The sequence below is a fragment of the Dapis purpurea BLCC-M126 genome, assembly GCF_050015975.1.
GTDB lineage: Bacteria > Cyanobacteriota > Cyanobacteriia > Cyanobacteriales > Microcoleaceae > Trichodesmium.
Window position 1 is genome coordinate 1 of record NZ_JBNHER010000225.1, and the last position, 15,799, is coordinate 15,799.

Genomic DNA, 15,799 nt, shown 5'->3' on the forward strand with positions numbered 1-15,799 from the left:
TTAAAGCCTCCCCTTTTAAGGGGAAAAAAAGAAATAATATTTCCTTATCTTCAATCCTCTCGGTTAAAACCCGAGGTAATTATCAATTATCCATTATCAATTATCAATTAATGAAAAGGATATATAGCAAAAATTGCTTCTGAGAATTAGTATTATAGCAATACGTAAATAGGTCGCGGACATTTATAAATGCTCAAACTCAGTCAGGGATTATTTCTAACTCATAACTTTTGACTTTTATATTTCGACTTTTGACTTTGTGGTTCTTCTACCTGAAAATTGCTATATGTACTATTGTTTAAGTAAATATTACTATCGTTATGTGGTAGAAGCCACAGTTAAAATATCTATAATCTTAATACTAATGTCGGAAAGCCCATAGCTAAAGCTATTTGCTCCGTGAAACTCTTGTTCCCTTGCTCCAAGAAATATAAACCCAATAATTGAGTAGACTTATAACCTTGCTTTGCCAGGCTTATACCAATTAGGTAGAACTTGTCTGTCTGGGTTTAAGTTCCTATACCTAGCCCAACCTAACTACCGGAGGATTTTAGATGACAACGAACCAGAGGACAACAGAAAATTCCCAAAACTCCAGGTTGAAAGAACCTGTTTCTGTGGACAATCTTGCCGAAAATTTGATGGAAGACTTGTTCGATGATATTGACCGAGTATTGGATGGTGGTAGTCGTTTACCTACTGAAGTAACTCGACCAGAAATTGTTTCTTTGACACCAATTAAAGTGCCTCAAATAGTTGTGCCTCAAAAGAATACTCAATCTCAAGACGCTGAAAAAGAAGCAAAGGCAAAATTAGCTCAAGCAGAAGCAACCAAAAAAGAAAATCAATCATTAGATAAACTACTTTTAGGAGCAGCTTTTACATCTATATTAGTAACTTTCTCTTTGTGGTTAGCAACTAGAGGTGGATTTGATAAAATTTTAGGCTATTTAGGTTATGTAGAAAAGCCTGATTCATCAGTAGAAACACTGAATCCTAAAGCAGCAGCAGATGCAAAATTTGCAGATTATATTGAGCGATCGCTCAATATGATTGAGCAAAAAGAGGCAACTCAGAAAGAAAAACAACTTCCGGGGATACCACCTGCTCCATCTAGCAACAATTTACCAAAAGTACCAGTATCAGGTAACCCATCCATAAATACTAGCCTACTCTTACCGCTCAACCGACTGGTTGATCTGATGGAGGCACAAGCAGCAAAAGAAACTGTGACTATTCCTGAAACTAAAGTAGTAATAATTCCGCCTATCCCAACGGCGGTAGCAGTTACACCAAAATCTGATACATCTTCCCCAAAGCCATCAGCAGCATCTGCATCTAACGCTTCCACAGAAGCTGCTGAAAACGTTCAAGAAAAATCGGAAGCTGAAATAACTGCCAAAGCAGAGGCAAAATCAGAAACTCAAGCTAAAGTTGATAGCTCTAGCTCGGAGAAAGCTGAAACAAAAACAAAACCAGAGTCTCCAGCTAAAACAACGGCACAAGACAAACCAGAACCAGAACCAAAACCGGAAACAACAGCACAGGCAGAATCTCAAACAGAAACACCAACAGAACCAGTCTCATTACCACCACCTCCACCAGCAGAAATACCTGTGGCGGAAACAGTAGTAGCTAGTCAAGTTCAAAGCCCTATTAATACACTGGTGGGTATCTTGGAGTTAGGCGAACGTTCTGCTGCTCTATTTGAAATTGATGGTGTGGCCCGTCGGATATATGTCGGAGAGAGTATAGGCGGTAGCGGTTGGACTCTTGTAAAAGTAGCTAACCAGGAAGCTGTGGTTCGTCGTAATGGTGAGGTTCGTTCTGTTTTTGTCGGGCAACAATTTTAGTTATAACTGTCAGAACTTATGCCAATTCACTATACTTTCATTAATTGATAATTGATAATGGATAATGGATAATTACCTCTGGTTAAAACCGAGAGGATTGAAGATTGGGAAATTCAAGAGCACTTTTCTCTTGGTCGATTGGATATGGCGAGGTTTCCTCGCCATCCCATCCTACGGACTGCTCCGCAAACGACCACTTTTTCCCCTATCCAAGGGGAGGCTTTAAACCAGAATTATTTAATTATTAATAATTAATAATTGGGTAAGTATGAACTGAGTAATATATGCGTACTACTAAACTGAAATAATTGCCAAATTTGTACAGTTTGTTAGACGGCTAAAATTTTGACTGTGAAAGGAATTTAAAAATTGATTATAACACACGATTTTAGCTGTGTCAGTTACTACGGTATGGTACTGGCAATGTGCTCAAAAATAGAAAATAAAGTTTCCCTCCCCCTTTTTTTTAAGGGGATAAAAAAAATCAACTTCAGTATTTAAAGCCCCTGGTTTCATCCAGAGACAATGATAACTGATAACTGATAACTGATAACTGAAATAACTTATGGGTTTATTTGACGATTTCAGCCAATTTCTCGAAAATAGACTTGAAGAGTTCCTGCAGAATAACCCCCATCTGGAACTACAGGCCCTTGAAGAGCAATTACGCCAACAAGAAGAAGACACTTTGCGCCTCATCGCACAACTCCAGCGCCAAGAAAAAAAATTAGAGCAAGATATTCTCTCAACTGCTCAAGAAGTTAAGCGTTGGCATAACCGAGTTGAAAAGGCACAAACAGCTAATAGACTAGATTTAGTCCAGGCTGCCCAAGAAAGAGAAGCATCTTTTTTGCGACAAGGTAATCAACAGTGGGGACAGATGCAAGGATGCAAACAGCGCATCCAACAGGCGAAAGAACTCTATCATCAGATTAAACAACGTCGTGAGGAGGTACGAGCAAAAGCTGTTGAAACTGAGGCTAGTCGTTATGCTGCCAAGAATGAAAGACGTTGGGAAACTGATGGCTGGAATCAAACTAGTTCTTATAATTTTGGTAATTTATTCGATCCATTAGAGCAACAGTTTCAAAGTCTGGAAACAGATGAAGAGTTGGAAAGAATGAAGCGGAATATGGGAAAGTAGTTGGATATTGATTATGTCAGGGAGTTATTAAATTTCCTGACTTTGTTAGATTTGGGTTTAACTAATATATTTAGATATCTGGTGTAAAAGATATATATTTTTGGCTGGATCTGCTCTAGAAGCCAAAAAGCAAGAGGCACTCTTAGAAGATATTTTTAGGAAAAAGGTACAAGAAATGATGTCTAGGGTGAATTTTACCAATAATTGATAATTAATCAATTCGGTTTAAAGCCTTTCGTGATAATTAATAATTAGAGATAGTTTTTATTATCCATTATCAATTATGCATTAATAAGATTTATTTAGATTCAATCTGATGGTTTTAACCAGAAGTAATTATCCATTATCCACGAATGAAAACTCCATTACTGTCCTATCCAATGCTTAAATAAAAGGCTTGTTTATTTTCTGGAGATATATATTGATTTAAAATTAGGAGTTAATTATGAATATTGGGACAATAGGGAATTGGTCGGTTATCTATCAGAATGAAAAGGTAATTAATCACAAAAAAATTATTTGTACTGCCATATCAATACCAGCATTATTTCCACTAATAATTACGGAAGAACGAATAGGTGAAGAAGAACAACGTGGTTATGGCGAGAAAAATTTCAATTTGTCTGAAAGACAAATTATTGACTGTAGTGGAAAAACAAATGCAGAAGTAATAGAAATGGCTGTAGATATCTTTAGAGAAAATTGCAAAAAACTTGATAAAAAGTAGTTGCTATAATCACAAATATATTCTACAAATCAAGTTATAGAATCAGCAAATATCAAGCCTTAATAATTATAGTTTCAAAATCATCAATAAAACTTGCTTTGATTAAAAATAATAACATTTTTGAAATAAATTTATTCGTAGGTATTAAGGATATTTTATCTTATCATAAGATTGCATAAGGCTAATTTATCTGAACAATTAATAGTCAATTATATTATACTGTTAAGAAAAAATAATCATTACCTTAATACTAAATCTTTAAATAAAGCACTAGCCTGACCCAGTGTTTGACATTCCTAAATCCCGTTTTGCTAGGCAACATGACACACGGAAAATGCGGAGTGTTTCCGCACTGAAAACTCAACCATAGATGACTTTTTACTTGCGCGTAGCCCTATAGATTTTTAGCTCAATTAATATTCATTCTGTATAAAGGGGATTTGCTATAATTGATTTGAGAAAATTGGATTATGTAAATAATCAGCCCTATTTTTCAGCTCTAATCAAACCCCCATATTTTTCTATAGGAGGAAAAATGACAATTAAGGATGATTTTTTGTATCCTCGCAGTCGCTATCACGGTGATTTTACTCCAGAAAACTTAGCTTTTAACGCTAACCTACAGGAATTTGCTCAACGAGTTAGTCTGATTTGTGGATTAGAAACTGGTGGAAAACTTTCTTCTGAAGAAGCTTATTATAAAATTAAAGACCTTTGGAAACAGTTGAAAAAGTCTAAGAAAAATTTGCGTATTGGTGAAAACTCTGGAGATGCTTCTACTCAGGAAAATATTTAAAATTAACAATCATTTTATCCCCTACATTAATCGGAAAATTGAGTATTTTTCCTTAAATATTAACTTTATAGTAGTCCTCAGTGTAGTTGTGTATCAAATAATTCTCAAAACAGGCTACAGGGAATAGACAACAGAGAACAAGAAATATACTAACTAATCCCTATTGACAGCGGTTTTCATATTAATAAACCACAATGATACTGACTCATTACTCCTTACTCCTTACTCCTTACTCATTACTCCTACAACAGTTTTGTGGTCTACTCAACTGAAAAGCGCTGTAATGGGCTATGACTATATATATCACAGTCCTATTTTTGTTTGTGTATCAATATCCTGGAAACAGGCAACAGTTGCAAAAAGCAGCCGACAAGTAATACTTCCAGAGTATTTATCTGTTGTGGGACTTTTGACAAATTCTTGAGGAATACTTTAATAAGTAAAAGCACTGAGAAAAAATACTTAAAAATGTAACAAAAAGTAAAAAAATATCAAGCACTATCTCAACATAGGCAAAAAAGGAAAATAAACATTGATATAATACCACTATTTACTATAAAGAGAAAAAATTAACTTTAAATCTCTTTAATTAAATAATAAATTTTGTAAAATTACTCAGGGAAAAACTAAAATGAATAAGTATGAATTTATTTGTCCACAGAGTTCCTATTACGGAAAAGAAACTCCAGAAAATATAGCTTTTAATAAAAAATTACAAGAATTTTCTCATAAACTTAATTATATCAGTGGTTTTCAAACAGCAGGGAAAATTCCATCAAGATTAGCCTATTTACAGGTGGAAAAACTATGGAAAGAGCTAGAAAAAACAAAAGAAAAGTTAGATAGTGCAAAAAAACTCAACTATAAAAATAATTTATAGCTAATAACCAAACCACTATCGCCAATTCCAGATAATCATTAAAATCTAGGGATTGGCGATATAGCTGCCGCCAGGCTCCGCCAACGCTTAAAATTGAAATAATTGACCTTCAAACCATTAATTTTCAAATACTAATTCCATCCTATCGCCCCTAAATCTTGTTATCCCATATTCAATAATCTTGCCATCCCGATCTACATTTATCGACTCTGCTAATAAAATGGGGTGATTAAGAGGAACTTCCAAAACAGAAGCATCTTTATGTTCAACTATACGAGCATAAACATGAGTTCTATGACGAATATGGTCGCAATCATATAGCTCCCTCAACAATTGAGAAATTGAACCTTTCTCCTGCAAAAATTGGATTCCTTCCTCCTGTATTATTTTCGGAAAACGATCTAAAGGAAAATAACTACTACTAATGCTAACGGGCTGCTTATCTGCAAAAGCTAAACGTTCAATTAAAGCTATAGCAGCACCTACCTCTATTTTTAGTCTCTGAGCAATAGCAATATCAGCAGGTATTTCAACTACTTGTAGCAATTGAAAATTAGGTTTTTGGCTTTGGGCAATAAGAGTTTTATTGTAGCGTACCCGTTTACCAATAACATATTGAATAGGTTTACCGACAACAAAAGTTCCACGACCTTGATCTACTCTCAGCAACCCTTCACTTTTCAAAACAGCGATCGCCCGGCGCAAAGTATGACGATTAACGGCAAAATATTCGCTGAGTTGAGCTTCAGTCGGTAATTTATCTCCTACTTTATAAACTCCCTGATGAATATTTTGGCGTAACTCTTCAACAATTTGAGTATAAATTGGTAAGTCTTCACGGTGCATAACGTATTAAATGTATATATTTTAATTTAGCGTTGCATAATCATTGCATGAATTATAAATATTCACTCCATTAGGCTACTTGTTTTCTAAGTATTTTATTACCGAAATATTGTGGTTTAAAGCCTCCCCTTAAAAGGGGATAATAAATCAAAATTTTCCTGTTCGTCAATCCTCTCCTTGAAAAGAAGAGGTAATTCTAAATTCTAAATTCTAAATTCTAAATTCTTGAAAACGTCTTCCTACTCCCTAATTTTAAGCATTATACTCCCGCTACATTTGATATCGCTTTGTTCTATAGGCATCATATATGCCAAAGACTTAACGATAGTGATGAGTAATGGGAAAAACCTAAATATTTCAACTAGAGGATGCAAGACATTCCTACAAGTTCTCCTCCAATAATTCTTATCGTTTTCTTCATTGAACTAAATCTCTATATATTGTTGTATTAATAATCCTAATTTTATCTTTTATCTTTAGTATAGGAGCCAGGAGTGAGAATTTTAAAGATTTTTCGTAAAAATTAACTGTTATCAAAATTTTCACAACCAATTTAGCGTTAGTATATAACCTAGGAAAAACTAATATAGTTTTGTTTCCTAGTGCAGGATGACGGAAATAAGTGACCAGTAACAAAATACTCAAAGCCTTACCAATCAAAACTTCTGAATTCTGAATTCTGAATTCAGAATTCCGCGTAGCGGTACTAGCTACTCATTACTGACTCTGTATTCTAAAGCATCAAAAAATTACTTTTTCCTTTTGAATAAATACATTGACTCGTACAAGTTTCATCAATTCTTACTGCTACAAGTCCAGGAATTTTATTTTCTAGTTGTTCATAAATCCATCTAGCGATCGCTTCACTGGTAGGATTAGCTAAACCTGTAGTTTCGTTTAAATGATAGTGATCTAAATAATCATCAAGCAGGGGTTTTAGGTATTTTTTAATATCTCCATAATCCATAATCATACCCTGCTTTGCACCATAATTTTCTAATTTATCACCAGAAACATAAATAACACCCCGCCAAGAATGACCATGCAATCTTGCACATTTCCCATCGTGATTAGGTAGTTGATGGGAAGCTTCAAATCTAAATTCTTTACCTATTATCCAAGTTTCTGAATTAGATTCATTCTGGAGAGTTTGATATTTTTCCTCTTTTTTTTCATTTAATGCCATTACTATATCCTAAATAACTAGGTAAGTAAAATTAAAGTTAACAAAGGAGAAAGACTCTGAGGAAGCAAGAAAACCGAAGCTGATTTGGTATTACATATCTCAAGTCTTGGGAAGTATCTACTTAAATTTAAGTTTTTTCATCCTTCTTCCTTACTACTAACTTTGAAATAATTCTCAAGCATTGAATCAATTAGATTTCTATTTTATAGTTTTGGAGATGTCTGTTCTATATCATACCGCCATTGCATGGTATACTCTAATAAAAACTCTGTTGCTTGCTTGTTACATTTTCCTCGTCACAACCTACCTCCAAATATCACTTTTAACCCAAACATAATTGTTTCACACAAAGAGCGTTGATGGCAGTAGCTCATGTTTCTATTTTTTGCACCAGGCCATCAAACTACCATCACCACAACTGAATTTTAGAGATAGCAATATTACCTGATAAGCAAGTGTCAACATCTGTACCAGGGTCAGACTTGCGGTTAATGTCGTCACCTACATACCGATACGACGATCCCTCCAAAACAAATTCAGTTAGCAGTGGGCGAGTGCAACAGGGAGCAAAAACAATCTTTGGCTCGGTCATATCTGGTGTCAGATGTGGGAAATTAATCGACCAAAAAGTTCCTGGAGCTATAGGTTTTTCTAACAGTATATTCAGAACTTGAATAGTCCATCTCTTTGCCCTTTCCCAGTCTATTTCCCATTCAGCTCTTCGGAAATGGGAAAAGGCGATACCAGAAATGCCATGTAGAGTTGCCTCTCGTGTTGCCGCGATCGTTCCCGATGGATAAATATCCGAGCCTAAATTACAACCTTGATTAATTCCCGATAGGACAAAATCAATATCCTTATATAAATAATTAACACCTAGACGCACGCAATCTGCTGGGGTACTTTCTACGCAAATCTCCGAATCTGAGCGATGCTCTACGGGGATTCCTGTACGGATATTAACTTGATGACTACACCCTGATAAATGGTGCTTAGGACCAACTATAACACTAGATTTGCTTGTGACTTCAGACAAGGCAGCGTGCAGGGTGCGGATACCTGGTGCATCAATACCGTCGTCATTTGTGATCAAAAATGTCATATTTCTTAAATTACTACAAAAATGAAAAGATACATATCAAAGATTTACTCTAAGTCTCTTTAAAAGTTTAGAAATTTGTTGTATCTAACCAAACAACTCCGAATAGATCGTGGCCAACGCCGTACCCTCGTTGACAAGTTTGCTCAAGTTGTTGTAGTTTTTCCGCAAGGGCTAACTCTATTCTTTGTCTGTCATTATTTAGAGAAGGATTGGCAAAATTTTGATTAATTAATAGATCTAAGCTTTCGAGATGAGAAGGTAGTTTGACCTGATTTACGTCTAACGGTTCATGGAGCAATTCTGCTGCTTCAGCAATTATGGTATTCCACCAACCAGAAAACTCATGGAAAAACTGAGTGATATATTCTGGCGCATCTCCTGATTCTACTCGAAGAATCAATTTATTCAAATCTGTTTTTTGATTTTGATCGAGTAAAGAATTAACTAAATTACGATACTTAGGAAGTGTTGGATTAAAGGCTCCTGTTGAAGTATGGCGACCGACTACAATTGAGCGATCGAAGAAAGCCAGTTTTTTAATTGGACAACCAACTTCACTGGCTGCATTCCGAATTATGTTTTCTAGATGATCGTGAGAATAGAAACTCATTAATGTAGGTTTAGCTTGGCCTTCACTCTTGAAAAAACTCATGTTGTAGTTCCAGCGACTCTCACCCCAGTGGGATTGCCATTCAATACTGTATTTACCTAAGACGTCAATCACAACTGCACAGCGACATTGATGTTTGAGAATATCTTCAAACAGCATCTTTAAGACTGTTTCTAGTTCTTCATGGGTAAGATGAGAATAAGGCACTCCACAGGAAAGGTATAAATCAAAAGGAGTTTCAGGAATTTTTTTGCGAATGTCTGCTTGTTCAAAGCGAACGTTTATGTTGTTTTTGTATAAGTTGTTTGCAGTTTCCACCATCTCTGGACTAATATCAATACCTAGATAATCTAGGTTGCACTTATCCAAACTAGGTTCTTGTGCAAGCAGGTCACTTAACAAACTGTATCCATCTCCTATTCCAGCTCCCACATCAAGTACACGCAAATTTTGGCGATCTGGAGTCTCAATAGAAAGAATTGCTTCTTGGAAAACAAAACGGGAAAAAGCTTCTTCCCAGTATACTTTTACATTGTCCTTACGATTTGGAGACAAATAATGTTGAGTTGCATTGCTTTCCTCATATACAGTTTTGATATCATGTGAAGTTACAGTCATAGGAAATCAGCCTCTTTGTTTTACTTTTACTAACCTACTATAAAATTTTTGTTACCTAAGTCAAATCTATAATACCATGTCCAGATCGGCGCGTAATGATAACTGTTCAACTGGACATGATATAACTATAGAAGCCAACCACCCGAGACTTCTAATACTTGCCCTGTAATATAGCCAGAATCAGGGTTAATAAAAAACCAAACCGCATGATTAATTTCTGCAAGAGTTGCAGGTCGTTTTGCTGGTATTTTAGGAATCATTTTTTCTAAATCCAAGGAGTTTTCAGCTATTCCTGGTGATACTACGTTAACAGTAATTTTATCTTTAATTAGCTCAACAGCTAAGGATTTAGTATAGATGATAATACCAGTTTTGGCAATTATGTAAGCTGCATTACTCCGCCGTGCTACCACATTTTGGGCATTAGCACAAGCAAAGTTCACTATCCGTCCCCCATTAGCTGCTTTGAGATAGGGAAGTGCTGCTTTAGTGACATAGAAATTGGAGTTTAGGTTAGAATCAATAACTTCGTGCCACTCTTCTAGAGATACTTGACTGATAGGTTTTCCCAGATAGTTGCCTACATTATTGACTAGCACTGATAACCCTCCTAGTTGTTCGGCTGCATTTTCTACTAAATGTCTAGCTTGATCTGGTTTAGTAATATCTGCTTGTAGGGCAATCGCTTTCACACCTTGAGTAGTCGCTTTTTGACTTGCTTGGTTGGCAGCTTCTGCACTTTTGTTATAGTGAAAGGCTATATCAAATCCTTTACTTGCTAAGTCAAGGGCGATCGCTCTGCCTATTCCAACTCCTGAACCTGTCACAAGTGCTTTTTTTAGCATTTTATTGAATTTGAATATCTAGATATAATCACCAGAAAATTAGGTCTCAAGCCTCCTACTTCAGTAGGAGGTACTGTTAACTTATAAGTTTTATCCAATTGTTACAACCAACTCATAGTTTCCAAAAGAGATTTAACTTTAGCAACTTCATGAGTTCTGACCATATCATTTTTTCCTAGTGCTGCAAACACTGCTGAAAAAACTTGAGAACTTCTGAACTCTTCTCCAAAAATTTCTAAAGCTGAAGGTATTTGATTAAAAACGGGAAACCCTAATTTTCTAAGTCTAAAAGCATTTAAAAGAGTTTCAATTTGATATCTCATCCTATTGGATATATTTTTGTATTGGTAGTAAAAATTTGCATATCCTACACCCACTGCTGGATCGATAAAAATTTTTCTCACTCCCATTTTAGTTGCTATTTCTATTTCTTTGCCAAAATAATCGTATAGTACATCTATCATATCTCTACCTGAAGTAAAGTCAAATTCCCCTACATCTCTAGCGTGTCTTCCTTCTATATAACAAATAATAATTGCTGCATCAAAATCAGCTACAGCTTGATACATTTCTTCACTATGTTCAGTTCCCATAAAGTTAATGACGTTTGCACCTGCTTTTAAGCATTCTCTAGCAACTTCTGGATAATAGGTTTCCACTGAAGTTAATACACCTTCTTGACTGAAAGTTTTCAGAATAGGCAAAAGTTGACTTGTTTGTTCCAACTCATCTACCCTAGCTGCAGTTTTGGCAGTAGCTTCAGTGCCAATATCTATAACATCAGCACCTTGAAGTGTTAATACTTTACCACGCTGAATTGCTTGTTCTGGAGTGTAACAAATAGTTGGTTTATACCAAGAGTCTGTAGAAAGATTAATGATTCCTAAAATAGATGTTTGAGAATTAAAGTTAAATTTTTTATTTCCAATAGTGAACTCTTCTACTTGGGTATTATTGTAGTCATCTTGATGTTTGTTATATACTTCACAAATATCTGCTAGAGTAAGCATTTTTCCACTCCTTTAATCTTTTTCTCATTCCCAAATGTTTATTTAAGCATAGTCTAGGAAATTGAGATATAATCCGAAATCTCGTTATACAGTTATCGCATTTGCTGCTTCCCATCAAGACAAACCTTACTCGGTATACTCTTAAATAATTTCCTTGCTTAAATCCTTCCTTTTTTTATCACTTTTGACTTTTGACTTTTGACTTTTGACTTTCTAATTATTACTCGGATTATAATACAACTATAATCTCCAACCCCCTGCCACTTCTAAAACTTGTCCAGTAATGTAATCTGACTCAGGACTAACAAAGAAAGCAACTACATGACTTATTTCTTTCAAAGTTGCAGGTCGTTTAGTTGGAAGCATAGGAATAGTTTCTTCTAAACCAATAGTATTTTCTGCTGCTCCTGGGGCAACTACATTGACAGTAATTTTGTCCTTAATTAATTCTTGAGCTAGGGACTTACTATAAATGATGATACCAGTCTTGGCAATTCTATAGGCTGTCTGTTGGTCATCTGCTTTAAGATGTTGAGCACTTGCGAAGCTAAAATTAACAATACGTCCCCAACCTGCTGCTTTGAGGTAAGGAATTGTTGTTTGAGTAACATAGAAGGTGGAGTTTAAATTTGAATCAAGCATTTCATGCCACTCTTCTATGGATATTTGGCTTGTTGTTTTTTCTAGAAAGTTTCCCACATTATTGACTACAACAGATAACCCTCCGAGTTTTTCGGCTGCATTTTCTACTAAAGATTTAGCTTGCTCTGGTTTAGTAACATCTGCTTGTAGAGCAATAGATTTCACTCCATGGGTAGCTGCTTCTTGACTTGCTTGGTTTGCTGCATCTGCACTCCGATTATAATGAAATGCTACATCAAATCCTTTCCTAGCTAAGTCGAGAGCGATCGCCCTACCTATTCCAACTGCTGAACCTGTTACAAGTGCTTTTTTGATCATTAGTAGAATTGCTATTTTAACTTGCTTTCTTTAAAGCTTAGATACTCCAGAACATTCTACCTCTTCTAGAAGTTTAGTGATTGTTTTTCCCGAAACTGGGTCTATCCAATCAGGGGCTATTTCCGCTAGGGGGACAAGTACAAAAGCTCTTTCTCTCATTCGGGGATGAGGTATTTGCAGATTAGGAGTATCTAATATTAAATCATCATATAGAATTAAGTCTAAATCTAAAGTTCTAGGTCCCCAATGTTCTAAACGTACTCGCTTAAATTTTTGTTCAACATCTAACAAAACTTCTAACAAATTATGGGGGGTTAATTCTACTTTTAATAATGCACAACCATTGATATAATCCGGTTGCGGTGGACCTATAGGTTTAGTTTTATACCAGTTAGAATAAGTAATTAAGTTAATACCAGGAATTTCATCTAAGGTTTGAATTGCATTTTTGAGGGTATCGAGAGATTCTCCCAAATTACTTCCCATGCCAATAGCTGCATTTACCTGATTTTTTTTTGAGTTGTTTAAATTAGTAGGATTAGACATTGTTAGAGCAATCGCTTATAATTTATCGATTTATTTTGTTGATGTAATTTTATCAATAATCTTTATACTATCTACGAACAGTATCCTAAATAAATATACCTTTAAGTAGTGAGAAATTAAATATTTATAATGTCTTAATTTATATATTTTAAGATTTCCCGACTAATATAGTCAAGCTGGACAATTGGTCATTCAAATATTTATAAAGTCTTAATTATATAGTCAACACTCTTAATTATATAGTCAAATATCTATAACGTCTTGGTTTATTCAGAGAATCTTAATTCTAATTAAACATTACTGATTTTGTTTGATTTTTACTAATTATTTTTTGAGTTAAATTTTTTCAAAGTAGCAATAAAATTTTCTAATTTTTGATTGCACAATTCTTCAGATAAACTGCTATCTAGCTTTATATTTAGGTTTTGTTTTATTCGTGCAATGAATCATCAGACACAAGAACTTATCTTTTACTTAAGAACTCCTCAAGCTATTCGAGAAAGAAGTAATCACATCTTTTCTCTTGCTTCACAAGATCAACTGAATAATTTTCAAGTTGATTTAACCCAACTGGACAAATGCACTAATTATATAATTGATACTATATATGAACAGTACCCTACATTAAATATACTCTTCCATAGTCGTTGGCAACATTTCCTACTTGGAAATGTACCTCGCCTAGCTGAACTTGAGGAAATATTAACTGGACTCACACCAGTAGAAAAAGCTAAAGTGAAATTTGATTTAGCAATTGTTAGCGTATTATTAGACGCAGGTGCTGGTGCAAATTGGCAATACAAAGAATCCAAAACCAACCTGATATTTAATAGTTCGGAAGGTTTAGCTGTCTGTAGTTTTCGGTTATTTTGTCAAGGCTTTTTTTCTAGTAATCCCGATCTTCCTTCGCAAGCAGATGCAAAGAGACTTTCCCAACTAGATATACAAACTTTAGCCCAAGGATTTCAAATTAGTGGAGAAAATCCTCTAGTAGGTCTCGAAGGTCGTCTACAATTGCTGCAACGTCTAGGCAAAGTGTTAGAGAGACATCCCTCTTTTTTTGGCAGTGATAATCCACGTCCAGGAAATATGGTTGATTATTTGTTGCAAAATCATACTAACAACGAAGAAATTAAAGCTACTACTGTATTAAATGTTGTATTGGAGGGATTAGGAGAAATATGGCCAGGACGCAGTACGATCTGCGGAATTAATTTAGGAGATGTTTGGCCTCATCCTTTACTCAAAACTAACAATTTAGGGGATGAATACATACCCTTTCATAAATTATATCAATGGTTGACCTATTCATTACTCGAACCATTACAAGAATTGAATTTAAAAATAATCGGATTAGATGATTTGACTGGGTTATATCATGTCCGGTTGAATAGTTATAAATAAATGAGGAGTCAGGAGTCAGGAGTCAGGAGGGAAGAGAGGAGAAAGAAAGTATAAAAATAAGAAAGTTTTTTTATCACTAATTATCCGGACATGATATTAGCAGAATATCGGAATGGTGGTTTATTTATAGATATGGGATTAATAAAAGTTAAAAATACCTTAATTTTACAACAGCAACATTTACCAAGTTCAGAAATTATAGTAGAATGGAGATCCTTAACTATTAATATTTTAGATAAAATTGCTGGAGTTATTCGACAAAAACTTAACCTAACTGCCTCAGAATTACCACTGGTAAAAGTCTTGCAAGGAGGTACATGGATAGCAGGGCGAAAAATAGCAAAAGAATTAAGAAAAGATGGTGTACCTCCGATTAAAATAAAAAGTGACGGAACTATTTTTTAATTAGTTATTATGGACTCAATTTCAATTACTGGAATTCGCTGCTACGGATACATCGGATTTTTTCCAGAAGAGAAAGTATTAGGTCAATGGTTTGAAGTAGACTTAATTTTAGGGTTAGATTTGACTGCTGCTAGTAAAAGTGATGCTTTAGAAGATACAGTTGATTATGGCAGTATAGTTAATCTTGTCCAAGAACTGGTGAAAAATTCTAAATTTGCTTTACTAGAAAAAGTAGCAGATGCGATCGCATCTGCTATTTTACAACAGCCATTGGTACAAGATGTCAAGGTGAGTTTAACTAAATTAGCCGCCCCTATCCCTGATTTTAGTGGCAAAGTTACTATTGAAATTACTAGAGCAAAGGAGGCTTTAGTATATAACTAAATTCCTAACTTTGTTGAATTTATCGCATTTTTCTATAAGGTTAAACACAGAGTTTTTTGTAGAATTGAGAAACAGAATCAGAGACTATTTATCAACTTAATATTAAGTTGATATTTCTCTGGTTTAAACAGCTGAGTCGTAAAATAAATATCAGGGGTTTGATAACTAAACCCCTACAAATAATTATATTAAATACGTTAATTTTTGCTACCACAGATTGATAGGAAGATTGGGGGATTGGGAGATTGGAAAATTGGTAATATTTGCACAATTTTTTGTATTTCATACTAATAGAAAAATCAGTTAAATTGCAAGTTTGATAAGTTATAAGCCCAATAGTTGTATTCTATGTTAATCAAAAGGACTTTCATTAATTGATAATTGATAATTGATAATGGATAATTGATAATTACCTCTGGTTAAAACCGTTCTTGATTGAAGATTGGGAAATATCCTAGCACTTTTCTCTTGGTCGATTGGATA

General features: G+C 34.7%; 14 protein-coding genes and 1 pseudogene. 7 read left to right on the top strand and 8 right to left on the bottom strand.

The window, feature by feature from the left end; translation table 11 throughout:
* The first annotated feature begins 554 nt into the window (after nucleotides 1–554).
* The 5 genes from ACP6PL_RS20095 (at nucleotide 555) to ACP6PL_RS20115 (ending at nucleotide 5,400) form a co-directional block, all read left to right on the top strand.
* Nucleotides 555–1,853 (top strand): hypothetical protein, encoded by a 1,299-nt coding sequence (locus ACP6PL_RS20095; RefSeq protein WP_426547048.1) that lies wholly within the window; start codon nucleotides 555–557, stop codon nucleotides 1,851–1,853.
* Between the two features lie 565 nt (nucleotides 1,854–2,418).
* Complete coding sequence (locus tag ACP6PL_RS20100; RefSeq protein WP_426547049.1) at nucleotides 2,419–2,997, top strand: TIGR04376 family protein; 579 nt, start codon at nucleotides 2,419–2,421, stop codon at nucleotides 2,995–2,997.
* A gap of 445 nt (nucleotides 2,998–3,442) precedes the next feature.
* On the top strand, nucleotides 3,443–3,724 hold the full coding sequence (locus ACP6PL_RS20105; RefSeq protein ID WP_426547050.1) for a hypothetical protein: 282 nt from the start codon (nucleotides 3,443–3,445) through the stop codon (nucleotides 3,722–3,724).
* A gap of 535 nt (nucleotides 3,725–4,259) precedes the next feature.
* Nucleotides 4,260–4,520, top strand: coding sequence for a DUF7219 family protein (locus ACP6PL_RS20110; protein ID WP_426547051.1), 261 nt, complete (start codon nucleotides 4,260–4,262; stop codon nucleotides 4,518–4,520).
* 631 nt (nucleotides 4,521–5,151) lie between these two features.
* Nucleotides 5,152–5,400, top strand: coding sequence for a DUF7219 family protein (locus tag ACP6PL_RS20115; protein ID WP_426547052.1), 249 nt, complete (start codon nucleotides 5,152–5,154; stop codon nucleotides 5,398–5,400).
* 117 nt (nucleotides 5,401–5,517) lie between these two features.
* Here the strand turns inward: ACP6PL_RS20115 and phnF are convergent, their stop codons facing one another.
* From phnF to folK, 8 genes are all read right to left on the bottom strand, one after another.
* Nucleotides 5,518–6,246 (bottom strand): phosphonate metabolism transcriptional regulator PhnF, encoded by a 729-nt coding sequence (gene phnF / locus ACP6PL_RS20120; protein ID WP_426547053.1) that lies wholly within the window; start codon nucleotides 6,244–6,246, stop codon nucleotides 5,518–5,520.
* A 733-nt stretch (nucleotides 6,247–6,979) separates the two neighbouring features.
* On the bottom strand, nucleotides 6,980–7,432 hold the full coding sequence (gene queD, locus ACP6PL_RS20125) for a 6-carboxytetrahydropterin synthase QueD (protein ID WP_426547054.1): 453 nt from the start codon (nucleotides 7,430–7,432) through the stop codon (nucleotides 6,980–6,982).
* A 409-nt stretch (nucleotides 7,433–7,841) separates the two neighbouring features.
* Entirely contained in the window at nucleotides 7,842–8,534 is a 693-nt protein-coding gene (surE, locus tag ACP6PL_RS20130; RefSeq protein WP_426547055.1) for a 5'/3'-nucleotidase SurE, read from the bottom strand.
* Nucleotides 8,535–8,601: 67 nt separating this feature from the next.
* On the bottom strand, nucleotides 8,602–9,762 hold the full coding sequence (locus tag ACP6PL_RS20135; protein WP_426547056.1) for a class I SAM-dependent methyltransferase: 1,161 nt from the start codon (nucleotides 9,760–9,762) through the stop codon (nucleotides 8,602–8,604).
* 125 nt (nucleotides 9,763–9,887) lie between these two features.
* Nucleotides 9,888–10,607, bottom strand: a complete 720-nt coding sequence (gene tmpR, locus ACP6PL_RS20140) for a bifunctional dihydropteridine reductase/dihydrofolate reductase TmpR (RefSeq protein ID WP_426547057.1) — start codon at nucleotides 10,605–10,607, stop codon at nucleotides 9,888–9,890.
* Between the two features lie 101 nt (nucleotides 10,608–10,708).
* Complete coding sequence (locus tag ACP6PL_RS20145) at nucleotides 10,709–11,617, bottom strand: dihydropteroate synthase (protein ID WP_426547058.1); 909 nt, start codon at nucleotides 11,615–11,617, stop codon at nucleotides 10,709–10,711.
* A 240-nt stretch (nucleotides 11,618–11,857) separates the two neighbouring features.
* Nucleotides 11,858–12,577, bottom strand: coding sequence for a bifunctional dihydropteridine reductase/dihydrofolate reductase TmpR (tmpR, locus tag ACP6PL_RS20150; protein WP_426547059.1), 720 nt, complete (start codon nucleotides 12,575–12,577; stop codon nucleotides 11,858–11,860).
* Between the two features lie 30 nt (nucleotides 12,578–12,607).
* On the bottom strand, nucleotides 12,608–13,123 hold the full coding sequence (gene folK, locus ACP6PL_RS20155; RefSeq protein ID WP_426547060.1) for a 2-amino-4-hydroxy-6-hydroxymethyldihydropteridine diphosphokinase: 516 nt from the start codon (nucleotides 13,121–13,123) through the stop codon (nucleotides 12,608–12,610).
* Between the two features lie 441 nt (nucleotides 13,124–13,564).
* On the opposite strand from folK, the pseudogene ACP6PL_RS20160 reads away from it, so the two are divergent.
* Nucleotides 13,565–14,932: pseudogene (locus ACP6PL_RS20160) on the top strand (URC4/urg3 family protein).
* Between the two features lie 9 nt (nucleotides 14,933–14,941).
* Nucleotides 14,942–15,316, top strand: a complete 375-nt coding sequence (gene folB, locus ACP6PL_RS20165) for a dihydroneopterin aldolase (RefSeq protein ID WP_426547061.1) — start codon at nucleotides 14,942–14,944, stop codon at nucleotides 15,314–15,316.
* The last annotated feature ends 483 nt before the right edge of the window (nucleotides 15,317–15,799 follow it).